This window comes from Mesorhizobium kowhaii (genome assembly GCF_003253745.1).
GTDB lineage: Bacteria > Pseudomonadota > Alphaproteobacteria > Rhizobiales > Rhizobiaceae > Mesorhizobium > Mesorhizobium kowhaii.
On the sequence record NZ_MZXV01000069.1, the window covers coordinates 1 to 13,734 of the forward strand.

At 64.7% G+C, this 13,734-nt stretch carries 14 protein-coding genes; all 14 read right to left on the reverse strand.

The annotated features are described in order from the left end of the window. Positions 1-163: 163 nt before the first annotated feature. Positions 164-1,807 (reverse strand): MFS transporter, encoded by a 1,644-nt coding sequence (locus B5V02_RS30825; RefSeq protein WP_111547794.1) that lies wholly within the window; start codon positions 1,805-1,807, stop codon positions 164-166. A 377-nt stretch (positions 1,808-2,184) separates the two neighbouring features. Continuing rightward, positions 2,185-2,451 (reverse strand): flagellar biosynthesis protein FliQ, encoded by a 267-nt coding sequence (gene fliQ, locus B5V02_RS30835; protein ID WP_095084529.1) that lies wholly within the window; start codon positions 2,449-2,451, stop codon positions 2,185-2,187. A gap of 22 nt (positions 2,452-2,473) precedes the next feature. Continuing rightward, the gene (gene flgD, locus B5V02_RS30840) at positions 2,474-2,881 is read right to left on the reverse strand and encodes a flagellar hook assembly protein FlgD (RefSeq protein WP_111547795.1); all 408 of its coding nucleotides are present in this window, start codon (positions 2,879-2,881) and stop codon (positions 2,474-2,476) included. Beyond that, entirely contained in the window at positions 2,881-3,324 is a 444-nt protein-coding gene (flbT, locus tag B5V02_RS30845) for a flagellar biosynthesis repressor FlbT (RefSeq protein ID WP_111547796.1), read from the reverse strand. The genes flgD and flbT overlap by 1 nt, the downstream gene beginning before the upstream one ends. Beyond that, positions 3,321-3,668 (reverse strand): flagellar biosynthesis regulator FlaF, encoded by a 348-nt coding sequence (gene flaF, locus B5V02_RS30850; RefSeq protein ID WP_095084526.1) that lies wholly within the window; start codon positions 3,666-3,668, stop codon positions 3,321-3,323. The genes flbT and flaF overlap by 4 nt, the downstream gene beginning before the upstream one ends. A gap of 31 nt (positions 3,669-3,699) precedes the next feature. After that, complete coding sequence (locus B5V02_RS30855) at positions 3,700-4,743, reverse strand: flagellar hook-associated family protein (RefSeq protein WP_111547797.1); 1,044 nt, start codon at positions 4,741-4,743, stop codon at positions 3,700-3,702. Positions 4,744-4,746: 3 nt separating this feature from the next. Then, entirely contained in the window at positions 4,747-6,201 is a 1,455-nt protein-coding gene (flgK, locus tag B5V02_RS30860) for a flagellar hook-associated protein FlgK (protein ID WP_111547798.1), read from the reverse strand. 27 nt (positions 6,202-6,228) lie between these two features. After that, a complete protein-coding gene (locus B5V02_RS30865; RefSeq protein ID WP_111547799.1) occupies positions 6,229-7,485 on the reverse strand; it encodes a flagellar hook protein FlgE in 1,257 nt (418 codons plus the stop codon). A 79-nt stretch (positions 7,486-7,564) separates the two neighbouring features. Continuing rightward, on the reverse strand, positions 7,565-8,233 hold the full coding sequence (locus B5V02_RS30870) for a response regulator transcription factor (protein ID WP_111547800.1): 669 nt from the start codon (positions 8,231-8,233) through the stop codon (positions 7,565-7,567). A gap of 221 nt (positions 8,234-8,454) precedes the next feature. Beyond that, positions 8,455-9,045 (reverse strand): transglycosylase SLT domain-containing protein, encoded by a 591-nt coding sequence (locus B5V02_RS30875; protein ID WP_425374431.1) that lies wholly within the window; start codon positions 9,043-9,045, stop codon positions 8,455-8,457. Then, entirely contained in the window at positions 8,972-10,378 is a 1,407-nt protein-coding gene (gene fliK, locus B5V02_RS30880) for a flagellar hook-length control protein FliK (protein ID WP_111547801.1), read from the reverse strand. The genes B5V02_RS30875 and fliK overlap by 74 nt, the downstream gene beginning before the upstream one ends. Continuing rightward, entirely contained in the window at positions 10,375-11,757 is a 1,383-nt protein-coding gene (locus tag B5V02_RS30885) for a chemotaxis protein MotC (RefSeq protein ID WP_111547802.1), read from the reverse strand. Before B5V02_RS30885 ends, fliK begins: the two co-directional genes overlap by 4 nt. Beyond that, complete coding sequence (locus tag B5V02_RS30890; protein WP_111547803.1) at positions 11,754-13,109, reverse strand: MotB family protein; 1,356 nt, start codon at positions 13,107-13,109, stop codon at positions 11,754-11,756. Before B5V02_RS30890 ends, B5V02_RS30885 begins: the two co-directional genes overlap by 4 nt. Next, complete coding sequence (locus tag B5V02_RS30895; RefSeq protein ID WP_111547804.1) at positions 13,106-13,732, reverse strand: hypothetical protein; 627 nt, start codon at positions 13,730-13,732, stop codon at positions 13,106-13,108. Before B5V02_RS30895 ends, B5V02_RS30890 begins: the two co-directional genes overlap by 4 nt. Positions 13,733-13,734 lie beyond the last annotated feature (2 nt).

Consider the following 13,734-nt stretch of genomic DNA (forward strand, 5'->3'; position numbering starts at 1 on the left):
CGTCGCGACAGCCCCTCCCGCTCAACCGACGCAACAACCCGTTCGCGAAGATCCATCGAATAAGGCTTGCCCATCCTTACCAACCTCCTTGCCTAGCAAGAAGGTTGAATCAGATTTGCCACCCTAGGGGAATCCCTTCGATTCAGCCTCAATTCATCCCGCTCTAGTGTTCGATCGGTCCCTTGGCCATCACGAGGGCCGTGCCGGCGGTGGTCGGGCGCTCGATCATGCGGCGCACGCGCGGCGGCTCGCCGCCGCTGTGCAGCGCCCGCAGGCGCTCGCCGACGACGGCGTCGGCATGGGTGATGCGGCCATTGTGGCGCACATATTCGAGCCAGGTCGGCGTGTGATAGTGCTCGATCCAGATCGCCGGATTTTCGAGGTCGCGTGCCAGCGTCCAGTTGCGGGCGCCGTCGCGGCGGCGGATGCGGCCGCGTTCGGCCATGGTGGCGAGGAACTCCGGCACGTCCTCGTCGCGGATGATGTATTCGATCATGATGGCGATGGGGCCGCTGCGCGGCTTCAGGTCGAGCGCAAGGTGCGGTTCCTTGAAGCGGTTGAGCGGATCGAGGTTGAGTATCTGCTGTTGCGGAAGCGGCAGCAGCAGGCCGATGGCGCCGCCGGCCAGCATGGCGATGCTGGCCGCGATCAGCGCGGTCTCGGCGCCATGCGCATCGGCGACGACGCCCCAGATCCAGCTGCCGAGCGCGATGCCGCCGAAGGTCGCGGTCTGATAGACCGACAGCACCCGGCCGACCACCCAGCGCGGCGTCGCCATCTGCACCGTGACGTTGAAATGCGAAAGGGCGATCACCCAGCAGGCACCGCCGACAAGCAGGCCGAGCGACGTCTGCCAGGCATGATGGCTGACGGCGGCATTGAAGGCGCAGGCGGCAAAGCCGGCGAAGGCTGAGCGCACCATCGTCTCGCTGGACAGCAGCTGCCGCAGCCGCACGCTGATCAGCGCGCCGCCGACCGCGCCGATGCCGAAGGCGCCGAGCATGATGCCGTAGGTCAGGGCATCGCCCTTGACGACGTCGCGCGCCACCAACGGCAGCAGCGCCAGCACCGCGCCGGCGCTGAAGCCGAAAGCGGCGCCCCTGACCAGCACCTTGCCGATGTTGGGCGACATGGCGACATAGCGCAGACCGGCGCCCATGGCGGCACCCAGCGATTCGCGCGGCAAGGTCGAGACCGGCAGGTCCGGCTTCCAGCGCGCCAGCACGACGATGAGGCCGATATAGCTCACCGCGTTCGCCGCAAAGGCCGCCGCCGCACCGGCCGCGGCGACGATGATGCCGCCGATCGCCGGGCCGACGCTGCGGGTCAGGTTGAAGCCCATCGAGTTGAGCGCGACGGCGGCCGGCACCTTGTTGCGGGGCACGATGTCGCCGACGGAGGCCTGCCATGACGGACTGTTGAGCGCGGTACCGCTGTCGATCAGGAAGGTGAAGGCCAGCAGCGTCCACGGCGTGATCAGGCCGGAATAGGTGAACAGGGTCAAAAGCACCGAGACGACCAGCATGAAGGTCTGGGCGACCAGCATCACCTTGCGCCGGTCGAAACTGTCGGCGATGGCGCCGGCGACGAGCGCAAACAGCATGATCGGCAAGGTGGTCGAAGCCTGGACCAGGGCCACCTGATAGGGCGAGGTGGCGATCGTGGTCATCATCCAGGCGGCGCCGACGCCCTGGATCAGGCCACCGAAATTCGAGACGAGACTCGCGGCCCATACGGCGCGGAAAATGCCGTGCCGGAAGGGCGCCAGCGCCGAGACGCCCTCGCTTTCCGGCTTTTCGTCAATCATCGGTGGATCCCTGCCATGTCGTGCCGATTCGTCAGACGATCCGTTTGCTCAGATCATTTGCCGAAAGTAGGGCATGATGGTGCAAAGGGCGAACGGCTTTCGAAAAAGGTCATGGTCCAACAATGGGATAGCTGAGGTCCACGTCTCTAAAGCGCGTCGCGTTTGAACGGACTCAGGCGACGCGCTTTAGGTCTTTGTTTTTATGCATGTCGTTCTCCCAAAACCGGGGCCACTTTTGGGCGACATGCATTAGTTCCCCATGGGGCCGAGGACGCCTATGGTTCAGCGCGCGTCACCGACCTGCGCATGCAGCGCTTCGGTGAGGGGCTCGTGGTCTGGCCGCCGACAGAGCCGCCACGCGGCTTTCGTTGAATTGCTCAGAATCCGTTCTGGATGCGCTCGAAGATGACGTTGGTGAAGGCCGATATCTGGCTGCCGATGAAGGGGCCGGTCAGCGCCACCACCAGCATGATGGCGACGATCTTCGGCACGAAGGTCAAGGTGATCTCCTGAACCTGCGTCAGCGCCTGGATGAGGGCGATGCCGATGCCGACCGCCATGGCGACCAGCACCACCGGGGCAGACGCGGTGAGCACCGTCCACACCGCGTATTGGACGATGTCGAGAGCGTCGGCCTCGTTCATGGGACTGGCCCTGCCGGAAGCGTCAGCTCGCGGCCTTGATCGAGACTCCCGGGCCGACCGCGACCTCGGTGCCGTTCTGCAGCACGGCGATGAGGCCGCTGCTGGCGAGGCGCACCGACGCCACCGTGCCCGTCGTGTTGCCGTCGGCGGAGGTTATCGAGCGCCCGATCAGCGCGTCGGCCTGCGACAGCGCCGACGACGACATGATCTGGTCGAGCTTGGTGTTGGTCTGCACCGACTGCTCGACCTGCGAGAAGGTGGCGAGTTGGGCGACATACTGCGTCGAATCCATCGGCTTGGTCGGATCCTGGTTCTTCATCTCGGCGATCAGAAGCTTCAGGAACGACTGGTAGTCGACCGCTGTCTTCGAGGTCTGCTGGCTGGCCTGGTTGGCGCCAGTCGGTATCGTCGTCGTCATGTCCACGTTCATCAGTATCGTGCTCCCACAGCCAGCGGGCGCGCGGCACCCGGAACATAGTCATCGTCGCCAAGCGCGCGGCGTTCGAGCGGATAGAGCGCGCGTATCGCCTTCAGCGCCTCGTAGATATGATCCTCGCCGACCATGCGGTCGATCTGTTTCAGCGCAGCGCAGATCTGGGTGTCCTCGAAGCTTGCCAGCAGCAGCGGCAGCGAACGCCGGAACATGTCGCGCGCCTCGGCCGCGCCGGCCGGGTTCATCAGCATAACCTGCAGGATGAAATACAGCTGCTTGAGCGGCGTCGAGGCATCGTCGACCTGGATCACATGGCTCTCGAGCAGGAACTGCACGTCGTTCATCAATTCGACGGTGACCTTGCGGTCGACGCGGATGACGGCGCCGTTGATGTAGATCTTCTCGTTCGGCTTCAGCGATATCTTCAGCGTGTTGGTCATTGAATGCCGTCCCGGATGATCTGGGACACCTCGATCAGCCCTTCGAAATTGTTGGTGCGGCCCTGGCGAATGTCCTCGGCCTCGCGCAGCAGCCACAGGCCGATGGAAATCAGGTTGGCGCGCAGTTCCTTGGGCAGCGCGTTGTCGCTGGAGCCGAGATCCTCGACGAAGGCGGTCCAGACGCGGTTGGTGAAATGCAGCGCCTCGACCGCCTCCATCGAGCCGTGGCCGGCGGCCGCCGCCGCCGACAGCATGTCGATCGAGCGGGTCAAAAGCTCCCGCTCGCGGTCCTTGGCGTCGGCAACGGAGGTGCTCTGGATGTCGGCGTAGGAGAATTGGTACATCGGTGGGGCTCTACCGTTCCGTTAAGCATTATCAGGTCAGGTAATTCAACAGGCTGAGCTGCTGCAGGCGCGCGGTCAATGCGAAGGACGTTTCGATGTGCTGTGTCAGGTCGGCGACCCGGGTCGCGGCTTCGGCCGGATCGACGCCTTCCAGATCGAGAATGTGTCGTTCGAAAAGGTCGACCTGCGTTTTCATCCGGTCGTTCGCATCGGAAACCCGCTTCTGGACGATACCGGTTTCGGACTGAAGCTGGCCAATGCCGCTCAGCGCTTCGCCGACCAGCAAGGTGGAACGGCTGATGACCGTATTCTTCGCGGCCCGGCTGATGTTGCTGGACATCAGGCTGGAGACCATGGCCGCCGCCATGGCGAGCTTTTGGATGCCCTCGCTGTTGGCGCTGGTCGATGTCGGGGTGGTTTCGTTGAGGGCGATGCGGCTGACGATCTGCTGGTCGGTGGCGTTCGACCAGTTGCCTTGCCAGCCCGAGCCCGTGAACTGCGGTAGGACGTCGTTGGTGATGAAATCGTCCATCTGGGCGGCGGTGATGTTGGCCGCGGCCGGGTCGTCCTGGGTGAAGCCGAAATTGGCGACGAAGGCGGCGTCAAACGCCGCCTTGGCGGGAGAGCCGGCTGCGGTGAAGTCATTGATCGGCTTGACGTCGGTGTTGGTCCCGGCGAACAGATATTCGCCGTTCACGCTGGTGTTGAGGATCGAGGTCAGCTGCTGGATGGTCGTCTTGCCGGAGGATTGGGCGAGACTGTCGGAGGAATCGCTTGATGTCGCGGTGGCCAGGCTGGACAGAAGCGCCTGCGCGGCGCTGGCGAGCTGGCCGAGCGAGGTCTGCGTCGAGGACAGCCGGGCGCCGACCAGGCCGTTCGAATCGATGATGACATTGAGCCGGTCGAGATCACGCGAGAAGGTGACGGACTGGGCGGTGCGCCCTCCGAGAGCCAGGCCGACATCGGCAACCCTGCCGGTCGATGACTCTTTCGTGGCTTTGACAAGCTCGGCCTGCATGCGCATCTGCTGGTAGCGCATGGCGTTCGATATGGCGGCTGACGAGACTGAAGTCATGGATTATTCCACAGCGTTGAGCAAGGCCGTCATCATATCGTCGACGGTTTTCATCATCCGGGCCGATGCCTGATAGGTGTGTTCGAGGTCGAGCAGCAGCGACATTTCCTGGTCGACATTGACGCCGGTCGCGTTGGACAGCGCCTCGGCGCTGCGCGACGCCAGCGCTTCCTTGGCGTCGGAGGCGGTCGATGCCTGCTGGCGCACGCCCTCGAACCAGCCGATCGAATTGGCCGCGTAGTCGGAAACGCTGGACGTTGCCGAAACCCCGGCGGCGGGGTCGAAGGTCATCGGCTGGTCGAGCCGATCGCCATAGGCAACCAGAAGGCTGGAATAGGATGCGCCGCCGCCGGTGTTGGCGACATAGGCGGCACCGTTGGCGCCGCCATCGCGCAGCAGCGTCGGATTGCCGCCGGCGCTCGGGTCCATCGCCGCATTGACGCTGATGGAAGCGGCAAGGCCGTTGACCAGCGTGCCCGCGGCCGGCACCGCCGGTGCGCCGGACCAGGTGAACAGGCCGGCGGCATTGGGCAGCGAAGGTGCGGTCTCGGCAAAGGCCGTGATCAGGCCACGCGCGGTCTCGTCGAGCTGGCTTTGCATGGTCGAGGCGACGCTGTCGCGCAATTGCAGCAGGCCGGCAAGCTTGCCGCTGGCGCTGGTGTTGCCGCCGGTCCCCGCCGAGATCGGCACATTGTCGATATAGACCGCATTGCCGGCGGCCCCTGCGGTGTAGCCGGACGACGGCGCGAAGCTGACCGTGCGCGGAATGGTTTCGAACAGCGTCGTGCCATCGCCGGTGGTGATGACCATGTCATTGTCGCCGCGCGTGAAGGTCGAGACCGGGACATAGTCCGAAATCTTCTTCAAAAGCGCGTCGCGCTGGTCGAGCGCATCGGAAACATCGGTGCCGGAACGGGTTCCGGACATGACCGCGGTGTTGGCATCCTGGAACTGGCTGAGCAGCGAGTTTATGTCGTCGACCGCGGTGGCGATCTGGCTGTCGGTCTGGGTGCGGAAATCCTGGACGGCCTTGGAGCCCTCATTCAGCGAGCGCACAACCTGCTTGGCGGCGTCGATGACGCTGGCGCCGAGGTTCTGGTTGGACGGCGAGGTGGCGTAGAGCTGCAGCGCCTGCTGCAGATTGCCGATCGCCGTCGAGGGCGAGGACGCGTTGTCGACGCCATTGACCGAAACGCCCAGCTGATCCATGCCGCTGTACAGCGCGTTCTGGCCGCTCCAGGCCGACAGCGCGCCGAGGTTCTGGCGGAACAGCAGGTCGTTGGTGGCGCGCTGGATATCAACCGAACGCGCGCCCGGCGCCGTGCTGGTGACGACGGCCTGGCGGCGCGAATAATTCGGATTGTCGGCGTCGGCGACATTGCGCGAGACAACGCTGGTCTGCTTCGCGGTGTTCATAAGCGCCGACTGGGCGATGCTCAATGCAGTGGACAGCGACATGCGGGTCTTTCACGGGCGGTGCCCGTTTTATCTCTTCAGGTTGACAAGGACGTCCATCAGATCGGAACCGGTCTGGAAGACTTTCGAATTGGCGGTGTAGCTGCGCTGTGCCGCGATCATGTTGGTCAGTTCTTCGGCGATATCGACGTTGGAATTCTCGAGGGCGCCGGAGATGATGGAGCCGGCCTTGCCTTCATTGGCAAAGCCGATACGGACCGCGCCGGATTCGGTGCCCTGTGCGTAGACGTTGCCGGGCAGCGCGGTGAGCTGGTCTGGGCTCTGCACATCGGCCAGCGGAATCTTGTAGAGCGGCTTGGTGGAGCCGTCCTTGTACTGCGCCGAGATGGTGCCGTCCTTGCTGATCTGGATCTTGTCGATGGTGCTCGGCGCGTTGCCGTTGACCTGGGCGTCGGAAACGGTGAAGCCGGTGCCGAGCTGGGTCAGTGTCGACAGATCCAGCGAAAAGGCGGCGCCATTGGGCACCGTCAGGCTGACGCTGTCGACGGCTCCGGTGAGCTTGCCGGTGGTGGTGTCGAAGGTCAGGTTGGCCGAGCCCAATGCGCCGCCGGTGTAAGGGAACGACGTCCCGGCGGTGGCCTTCGACTGATCGAAGACCGACACCTGCCAGGTGCCGGCGCCGGTGTTGGTGAAATAGACGTCAAGCAGCTTCTTGTTGCCGAGATTGTCGTAGGCGACCATCGATGATTTCGACGTGTACTGCGCGCTCGCGGTGTTGGTGGTGGGCAGATTGCCGGCGGCGACCGGCGTCGCGCCTGCCGGCAGGTTGCCGCTGTAGGTACCCTCGGTGCTCGGCGTTGCCGTCATCCCCTGGTCCGAAATGACGACCGGGGTCAGTCCCTCGAAGCCGTTCACTGTCGCCGCCGGCACGCCGTTGGCGTAGCTGTAGGCCATCAACTGGAAGCCGGCCGCGTTGACCAGTCTGCCCTCCGCATCCGGAACGAAGTTGCCGGCTCGGGTCAGGAAAGGTGTTCCGCTCGGATCCTGAACGACTAAGAAACCATCGCCGTTGACGGCAAGGTCGGAGACCGAGGTCGTGTATTGAAGCACGCCCGGATCGCTGACCGCCTGCCGGATCGTCGTGGTGATGCCGCCGGAATTGTAGGCGCCGCCCGTGGTCGGCATGACCAGCGTCGAAAATTCGGCCGAGGACCGCTTGTAACCGTTGGTGTCGGAATTGGCGATGTTGTCGGCGACGGTGGACAGCCGGTTTGCCTGTGCATTCATGCCGGAAACGCCGGTCCGCATCATTCCGTAGAGGCTCATCGAAACGTCTCCCCAATGTGCATGCCACTGGCTACGAGGCTACGCGTCCTGTCTTGCGCGAGGCTGGCGCGGGGCTGCATCAGAAGACGAGCCGGTAGCCAAGGAAGCGCTTGGAATCGATCGGGTCGGTGCCCAGCTTTTCGCGCAGCTTCTTGCGCAATTTGCTGATGTGGCTTTCGACCACGTTCTCCTCGACCTCTTCGTCGAAGATGCCGTAGATGGCGTTGAAAACCTGGGTCTTGGTGACGCGGCGCCCGCGATTGCTTGCCAGATATTCGAGGATGCGGCGCTCGCGGCGCGGCAAGGGCAAAGGCTGGCCGTCGATCTCGGGGTCGCGGCCATCCATGAAGATGCGCATGGCGCCGATCTCGGTGTAGGCGACATCTTCCTGGGCGCGGCGGCGGATGGCGGTGATGCGGGCGAGGATCTCGCGGATGTGGACGGGCTTGCGAATGACGTCGTCGACGCCGCTCTCGAACAACCGCAGCGTGTTTTCCAACGAATGCTGTTCGCTCAAGGCGATGACAGGCGCGCCGGTGCGGTCGCGGATTTGACGGGGAGAGATCGAGCCTTCACGGCAGTCGCCGATGAGGAAGGCTCGGACCGATCTCAGGTCGGTGTCGGCCGCCGAGCTTACCCACTCGCCGAACTCGCCCGGCGCGAAGCCTGCACAGGCGACACCCTCACGATCGAAAAGTGAATTGTATCCCTCTGTTACGAGCTCGCGCTCGTCAACGATTACAATCATCGGCCCGCCTCCGAATCAAATCATTTGCCCCGTGAGAAAAGGGGTATCCGCTGGCGAGAATCCTGAACAACCGTCATTTCTTGTAGCTAGTTTCTTGGGAGTCTGGAATCGCAGCGGTTGCATTAGCGTGCAACCAGATATGCTTTCGGCGGCAAGTTTTGGCCAAGTCAAAACGATAAGCCATGACTGCGCGAACCGTGTATTAGATGCAGAAGATGCGCTTACGGGTTGCAGAAGCCGCGGGCGTTCGCGGTCCATTTCCCAAAGCCGGTGGCGACCATGTTGGCAATGACACGGCAGACATAGATCTTCTGTGCCGGATCGTTGTCGGGGCCGGCATGATAGCGGGCGACAGCCATCGACCAGGTCTCGTGACGGGCATGGAGACTGGCCAGGAAGCGCGCCGCATAGTCGACGTTCTGACGCGGATCGAGCATGTCCTCGACGCTGCGAAAATGCGACGCGTGGTAGTGATGGTTGATCTGCATGCAGCCCAGATCGATCAGCGTCTTGCCCTCGCGCCTGGCATTGGCGAAGGCTGCGAGGGCCTCGGTCCGGCTTCTCGGGAAGACCGCTTTTCCTTCTATATTCAAGGCGTTAGGCTGAAGGCTGCCCTTGTTTCCGGTTTCCGTCAGGCCCACGGCATAGAGGATGCCGGCGGGCACGCCATAGCGGTCGGCGGCACGCAGGATCTCCGGCTCGCAAGGGTTGGTGGCGGCAACGGCAGCGTTCGCGATGCTAGATAAACATATCGTCGCCAGCGCGCTCGCGAGAAGCTGAAATGCCGCGGCCGTAGTCCTGCGCGTCATCATTGCGGTTTCCTGCGGATTGCCGACCCGGTTGCTGACCACCCGCTCCACCATTGCCGCCGCCCGGGTTTCCAGGTTGGAAGGATGACGGATCGCGGCCTGCCGCCGCCGGCAAGGGGGCGCTTGCATCGGTACGGGTTGCGGCAGGAACTGCTACCGAAGGTTGTAGGATCGTGACCTTGTCAACCTCGAAACCGAGCCCGCGCAGCGATTTGACGATGGCCTCGCTGTCGGCGGACAACCGACGATAAGCGTCATGTGTTTCGGGCTTCAGTTCAATCGAAAGTTGTTCTCCGGAGAGGCGAAGGTTGGCCGTCACCATGCCGAGCTCGGCGGGGTGAAGTTCGATCTTCAACACATGTGTCGGAACGGCAACAGGGCTGGCCAACTGGGTGGCCGCGGATGAGGCCGAAAGGGCCTTTTGCGGGCCGCCATCGGCGGCTATGGCATTGACCACATTGAGGGCTGCTTGGCTGATGGGACTTTGCGGTGGCGCCGGGAAGCTCTGTTCGGACACCACGTCGATGCGGGCGGCGGACAAGGACTGTTTTCCCGCTTCGGGCCGTAACGAGGACTGGACATCCGCGATGCTTTTCATCGCCGGCGCGGCATGTTTCGATTGCACGCCGGGTACATCGGCGGTTGTGGCGTCCGGCAGCTTCTGGGCCGCCACGATGGTGTCGCGTTTCGGCGCGCTGGAGGCAATGCCGGCAGCGCTCGGCGGCTGGCCGTCAAGCTCGGTCAAAGGCCCGTCGACGATCGACACCTGCTCCGGCTTCGACTTGGTTTCGAGGACTTCGTTTCCGGCCGTGGATTTCGACCGGTAGGTCTTTGGCAGCGGAGTCTGCCCGTCGAGCGCCGGGTCCGGCGGGCCCTCGCCGGCAGCCGCATCGCGCCCGGCTGCCTTGGCCGATGTCGAGAAATGGCGCAGGTCATGAAATGCGATCAGCAGCGGCAGGTGGTCCTGAAGCGGCACGGCATCCGCGTCCGGCGCCGTCTCTTCGGCGTCGGCATCGTCCTTGTGCGACTTTGCTTCCAGGTCGTCCTTGCCGATTTTCACGGTCGGCACCTTGGCCGTGACGATCTTTCCGGGATCGGCCGATGCCGGCTCGGCCTTGCCGCCATGCCCGGCAAGGCCGGCGGCGAGCTTGCCCCAGCGCTGCTCGCGCGATCCCGTTTCGGTCGTCGGCTGCCGTTCCGGGCGGGCCGGACTGGCCTCGCCGTGCAGCATTTTGCTAAAACCTGCGTTGTCCTTCTTGCCATTCGCGGCCGGTTGCTCCGGCGTGGCGCGCGCGGTGGCAAATCCTGGCAAGGCCGAGCCGAGGCTGGTGGTCATTTGGGGGCGGCTCCAAGCATCTGGTCGATCAGGTCGAGCTGTCGACGTGTTTTGGTCATGGCGGCGTCGGTCGGATCGGCGGGCTCGGGACTGGCTGCGGGCAATGGTGCCGAAGCCTGCACGACAGTCGCCGCATCGGCTGGCGCAGCCGCAACCGCCGGCGTTTCCGGAGCACTGGTAGCTGGTCCGCCGGAGGCAGAAGTGACGGCAGGGTGCTCCGCGATGGCGCCTTCGACGGGTGGCAGTCCGCTGGCGTCGGCGCCTTGCGCCGCGACGGTTTCGGGCGCTGGAGGCTGCTTGACCGCAACAGGAGCCGGCTTTTCCTCGGGGAGGGGGGCGGGCGGCGCGACGACTTCGCCGGCAATGGCCTGAGCGGCGTCGAGCAAGGCGCGGTCGCCTTCCGACAGCCTGCTGCGGTCGATCTTGCCGAGCTTGGCGCGCACGTCCTCGATGGTGCCCGAGGTGACGGTGGAAAGACTGGCGTAAAGCAGGGCGCGCGGATCGTCCTGGTTGGTGTTGCCGTCGCGGCCCTGCTCAGCCCGCGCCGAAGCGAAGGCCGACAGGTCGTTCAGGCCGTCGATCGCGGCACGGCGGGCGATGCGCAGATAGATCACCTTCTCGCGCTCGGAATCCATCATCGAGGTGATGTCGGCCAGCTTGTCCTGGCTGATCGACATATGCAGCGCGATGACGCCGGAGACGAAGGAGTCGGCGAACTGGCTGGCATAGGGCGAATAGAGGTAGCGCTCGACATACTGGGTTGACGCAAGCGCGAAGCGTGCCGCGTCACCCTGCGCGACGGCAATGCCGACCGAACGGCGCAGTGCTGCTTCCTCGACCAGCGTGCCGGGGCTGAGCAATCTTGCCTCGTCGAGCAACCCGAGCGCCGCCGCCGGCTGGTCGCCGGCAAGCAGCGAGCCTTTGACCAGGGCAAGGAAGGCACCGAGATCGGGGGGCAGCGTCATCGGATCGATCGGCTTCAACGCTTCGATCGCCTCGCCGGGCCGGCCGCTGAGATAGTCGATCACACCGTTGGCCACGGCAAGGCTTTGCGGGTCCGTCGTGGCGCGCGACGTGGCGGCCTCGACAGTCACCGGGTTGCCGCCGCTCATGCCGTAGACAAGCAGGGCGCGAAAGTTCTTGGGATCCTTGAAATCCTCGGCGTCCGCCGCGCGCAGGCGCGCATCCACCATCTCGAGCAGCTTGGCCTGCATCGGCAGGGCGGCATGATCGCCGGCGGCGATGCGGTCCTGGATGAGCTGCAGCGAGCGCACCAGCTGATACGGCTGCAGCGCGTCCTGGGCGAAGCCGGCTGACGGATATCCGCCGGCCAGCAGCAACAGGCCAATCAACCGGCTGGTGACGGCCGCTCGCCTCATCCGCCGGTCGCCATCAGGATCTCGATGCGGCGGTTCGCAGCCGCCAACGGATCGGCCGGGTCCTTCGGCTGACGGTCGGCGAAGCCGGCGACCTCGGTGATGCGGCGTTCGTCGACGCCACCGCGCACGAGCATGTAGTAGGCCGAATGCGCGCGCGCCGTCGACAGCCGCCAATTGTCGTAGCTGTCGCTGCGGAACGGCCGTGCGTCGGTGTGGCCGTTGATGCTGATGGTGCCCTTCTGACTGTTGACGATGCGGCCGATCTTCTCCATCGCCAGCACCAGTTCGCGGCGCGGCAGCGCCGAGCCGACCTCGAACATGCCGAAGTCGAGCTGGTCGGTGATCGAGATGACGACGCCCTTGTCGGTGGCTTCCACCGAGACGCCGTCATGCAGCTTGTCACCCGGCTTGAAGGCATCGGCCAACTGCCGCTTGACGTCGGCCGCGGCCTTGACGGCGGCGGCGGTCGGCGCCTTCTCCCCGGTGTCGGGCTTGGCGGCCTCTTGCGCCTTGGCCTCGGCCTTGGCTGCGTCCGCGGCTTTGGTCTCGCCCGGCTTGGTCTCGCCTGGCTTGGCGTCATTAGCCTTGGCTATTGCCGTGGCGGGGTTCGTGGCTTGCTTGCCGGTCGCGTCCTTTGCCAGAGGCTCGAGCGGTGCGGCCGCGACGGGCGGCACGGCCTTGACCTTGAGCACTTGCATCTCGGCGACCTTGTCACCGGGCTTGACCGGATCACCCTCGATTTTGGCACGCTGGGCACTGGCTTCGGCGCCGGGCGCCGCCACTTGCTGCGACCAGAAATCCGGCTCGAAGGGATCGCGATAGGAAGCGCCACCGGAGGCGCCCGTCGCCGGGCCGGCGGCCTGCGCGCCGCCATCGCCCTTCTGGCTGACATTCTGCATGACGCCGGTGTCGGTGGCGATTTCCGAAAGCACCGCGTAGGGGTCGGCGAACAGATGCTCGTCGGAGTGTTCCGCCTGCGGGAGTTCCTGCTTGTCCTGTTTGCGGTCCGCCGAGCCATCACCGTCCTGGCCGGCCTTGTTGGTCGCCTTCTGCGGATTGTCGGCCGTCGTCCCGATCGCGCGCGGACCGTCGCCGAGATCCTCCAGACCCTTGCGGCTCGAATTGCGGTCGACCAGCTTGACCGGGTTGAAATAGCTGGCGACGGCCGCCTTGGTCTGTTCGTTGGCGGCATTGATCAGCCACATGACCAGGAAGAAGCACATCATCGCCGTCATGAAGTCGGCGAAGGCGATCTTCCAGACGCCGCCATGATGGGCATCGTCATGGTCGTCGTGACCACGACGAACGATGATGATCTCCTGGTGAACCTGTCCGGCGTCGGCGACGCTCATGCCAGAACCTCGGAAAGGGTCGTCGACCATTCGGCCATGCGTGTCTCGAACACCGCCTCGTCGATGGCGACCGTGAGGTCGAAGCCTGGTGTCTCGATGAAGTCGAGATTGGCGGCGCGGGGTCCGAGCGATGCCTTCAGTGTTTCGAACAGCGAAAGCGGCCCGCGCACGGTGATGCGCACCGCTTCGGCATCGCCGACCGCTTCGCGTATCGCGCCGGCAAGCGCCTCGATCGAGCGTTTCTGCAGATCGTCGCTGACGATGCCGCCGATCATGCGGGCGACGGTGGCCGCGACCAGTGCGGTCACGCGCGCCTCCATGGCATCGATGCGCAACGAGACCGCCTTGCCGACATCGTCGCCGAGGCTTTCGAGGAATACCCTTGCTTCCTCGGCATTGGCCTGGCGTTCGGCCTCGAGCGCGGCTTCATGGGCAATCGACAGGCGTGCCTCTAGCGCCGCCTCAGCCTGGGCAACCGCTTCCGCGATCAGCGTGCCGATATCGGCTTGCGGCGCCGGCGTCTCGGGTTTGCGTTCGGGATCGGCCGTGGGCCGGGGCTGGCCGGCACGTTGCGTGCGGGTTCCGAAATCAGGCAGAAGGTCGAAAAGGGCTACGGAGGGCATGG